At 72.7% G+C, this 2,896-nt stretch carries 4 protein-coding genes; 1 reads left to right on the top strand and 3 read right to left on the bottom strand.

Annotation, left to right across the window (positions count from 1 at the left end):
• Positions 1–890, top strand: an 890-nt coding sequence (locus MXD58_RS24270) for a glycoside hydrolase family 26 protein (RefSeq protein ID WP_250610001.1), incomplete at its 5' end; no start/stop codon positions are given.
• A 36-nt stretch (positions 891–926) separates the two neighbouring features.
• Here MXD58_RS24270 and MXD58_RS24265 read toward each other — a convergent pair.
• The 3 genes from MXD58_RS24265 to MXD58_RS24255 all read right to left on the bottom strand — a co-directional run.
• A complete protein-coding gene (locus MXD58_RS24265; protein WP_248836519.1) occupies positions 927–1,694 on the bottom strand; it encodes an SDR family oxidoreductase in 768 nt (255 codons plus the stop codon).
• The gene (locus MXD58_RS24260) at positions 1,691–2,617 is read right to left on the bottom strand and encodes a phytanoyl-CoA dioxygenase family protein (protein WP_248836520.1); all 927 of its coding nucleotides are present in this window, start codon (positions 2,615–2,617) and stop codon (positions 1,691–1,693) included. Before MXD58_RS24260 ends, MXD58_RS24265 begins: the two co-directional genes overlap by 4 nt.
• On the bottom strand, positions 2,580–2,896 hold a 317-nt coding region (locus tag MXD58_RS24255; RefSeq protein ID WP_250610000.1), incomplete at its 5' end, for a 2-C-methyl-D-erythritol 4-phosphate cytidylyltransferase. The genes MXD58_RS24255 and MXD58_RS24260, both read right to left, overlap by 38 nt.

The following is a 2,896-nucleotide window of genomic DNA, read 5'->3' as shown; positions in this document are numbered from 1 at the left end:
GGCCGGGGGCCGGGGGCGTGAGCTGGCCCTCGGGCGCGAACGCGAACCCGCCCCACGACCTCGCCGCCTGGCAGGCCTGGACGGGCCGCAGGACCGACGTCGCCGTCGTCTTCACCGCCCGGAACAGCTGGCAGAAGATCGTCGCCGATGACTGGCCGCTGTCCGGGCTGCGGCCGGACACCTATCCGGGCCGGGTCTCCGTCGCCCAGCCGCTGTTCCCCGCGAGCGGGAACGAGGCGGCCTGCGCCCGCGGGGACTACGACGGCAACTGGGCGACGTTCGGGCGGACGCTGGTCCGCAACGGCCGCCCCGACGCCTACGTCCGGCTCGGCTGGGAGTTCAACGGCAACTGGTTCTGGTGGTATCCGCGGGACATCGCCACCTGGCGGACCTGCTACCAGCGCGCGGTGCGCGCCATCCGGTCGAGCGACCCGGCGGTCCGCATCGACTGGAACGTCTCCGCGCATCGCGACGTGATGCCGAACGGCGACGGTGTGTGGGCCGCCTACCCGGGCGACCGGTACGTCGACATCGTCAGCGTCGACGCCTACGACTCCTACCCGCCGTCGTTCGACCAGGCGACCTTCGACCGCCAGTGCAACCAGCCCTCGGGTGCCTGCACCGTCGCCCGGTTCGCCCGCGAGCACGGGAAGCGGTTCGCGGTGCCGGAGTGGGGCGTCGTGCGGTCCGGCGGCGGCGGCGGGGACAACCCCTTCTTCGTGCAGGCGATGCACGCGTTCTTCCAGGCGAACCGGGCGAACCTCGCCTACGAGGCGTACTTCACCGCGACCGACGCCGGCAACGTCCAGTCCGCCCTGATCAATCCACCCAGCAACCCCCGCGCCGCCGACCGCTACCGCCGGCTCTTCGGCGCCGGCCCCGCCGGCTGAGACACCCCCGGCCAGCGGGGCGACCCGCCGGCTGAGTCAGTAGGACTTCTTCGCCGGCCGCAGGTGCAGCTCGGTGATCTCCGCGCTGGGCGGCAGGCCGATGAGGTAGGCGACGAGGTCGGCCACGTCCGCGGGCTGCACGAGCAGGGACGGCTGGTACTGACGTCCCTCCCGGGCGTAGATCGTCTCCTGGCGGGGGGTCGCCGTGCGGCCCAGGTGGATCGTCGCGACCCGCACGCCGTCGTCGTTGATCTCCTGGCGAAGGCTGTCGGCGAAGGCGCGCATCGCGTGCTGGGTGGCGGCGAACTGGCTGGTGCCGGCGCCCGCGCGGATGCCCTGCGTCGAGTTCACGACGATGATGTCGGCGCCGGTGTCGGCGCCCGCGACCCGCAGCGCCGGCAGCAGGCGCTGGGTCAGGGCGTACGGGGCGCGCACGTTCGCCGCGTACTGGGCGTCCAGGTCGGCGAGGGTGGCGGCGTCCACCCGGGCGCTGGTGTAGGCCCCGGCGCTGTGCACCAGGTGGTCGACCCGGCCGTGCTGGGCGGTGATGTCGGCGACGAGCTCGCCGACGGCGCTGTCGTCGGTGAGGTCGAGCTGGACCGGCAGCAGCGTGCCGGGCCCGGCGCTCTCCTTGCCCAGGCTGTCGAGCCGCTCCTGGTCACGGCCGATGGCGAGCACGGTGGCGCCGTCGGCGGCCAGGCGCAGCGCGGTGGCCCGGCCGATGCCGCTGGAGGCACCCGTCACCACGGCGACGTGGCCGGCGAGCGGCACGCCGTCCGCCGCGGCCGACCCGCGGGCGCTCACGCCTGGCCCGTGTGCGAGAAGACCAGCACGGCGTCCTCGCGCGGCGGGGCGGTGTCGTAGGTCAGGCAGACGTCCTCGTCGATCCGGCTGAGGTCGGTGCCGCGCAGGTAGTCCCGCATGGTGGTGCCAGTGCAGTCCGAGTCGACGTTGGGCGCGCCGACGTGGCCCAGCACGTCGTCGAGGTGCACGGTGCGGAAGTCCATGCTGAACCGGGTGCGCCCGGTGTTGTTCGGTACCGACGAGTGCAGCTGGGCGCCGGAGAAGATGAGCATGCCGCCGGACGGGGCGACCACCCGCGTCTGCGGGAAGATCTCCACCTCCTCCTCCGGCTTGGGCTGCTTGCGGGTGTCCGACTTGATGTGCTGCGCGGCGCTCGCCCGGTTCTTCGCGTTCCACTCGTAGTAGTCGTACTCGGCGGAGCCGTTGCGGACGGCCTGCGAGAAGTACCGCGGGTGGAAGGCCAGGCCGTTGTCCGCCTCGATGTCGAAGATCGGCATCCACCAGTTGAGCTGGCAGAACGGCGCGGAGTACCAGGTGTCGCGGTGCGGGTGGAAGGCGTAGGCGATGCCGGAGGTCAGGTAGTCGTCCGAGGTGGAGGTCCGCAGCCGCGGCACGTCGAAGTAGGTCTTCGTCAGGTCGGCGCCGTGCTCGGCGAGGATCGCCGGCAGCAGTTCCTTGCAGGTCGGGTGGTGGATGAACCGCGGCTTGAGCTCGGCGAGCAGCGCGGCGTAGTCCTCCACCGGCATGTGGTGCTGCGCGGTCTCCGGGTCGAGGTCGCCGAACGCCTCGCGGATCAGCGCGCGGCTGAACTCGACGAACTCGCGGGTCGCCGGCTTCGGCGCGTAGACGAACAGGTCGCCCTGGTAGAGCTTGGCCCGCCGCTCGTCATCGGAGAGCGTGGACTCGACCTGAACCGTACTCATCGGGATCCCCTTCGGGCCGTACGTGGGTGAGCAGGAGCCGGGCCATCGCGAGTTCGTCCGGCGTCGTGACATGGATGTTGGCGGGTTCGCCGGGGACGACCACGATCGTCCCACCGGCGTCGGTGACCAGCTGCGAGTCCTCGACCGCCTCGGGCGCGCCGGCGTGGACGGCCCGCAGCAGGTCGGCGCGGAAGGCGTGCGGGGTCTGCACCAGCCGGTGGGTCTCCCGGGCCAGCGACGCCCCGGCGATCAGCCGCGTCGCGGGGCTCGCCCCGCCCG

It is taken from the genome of Frankia sp. AgKG'84/4 (assembly GCF_023242965.2).
Taxonomy (GTDB): domain Bacteria; phylum Actinomycetota; class Actinomycetes; order Frankiales; family Frankiaceae; genus Frankia.
Note: the sequence above shows the minus strand (reverse complement) of the source record. Positions and strands in the feature narration are given on the sequence as shown.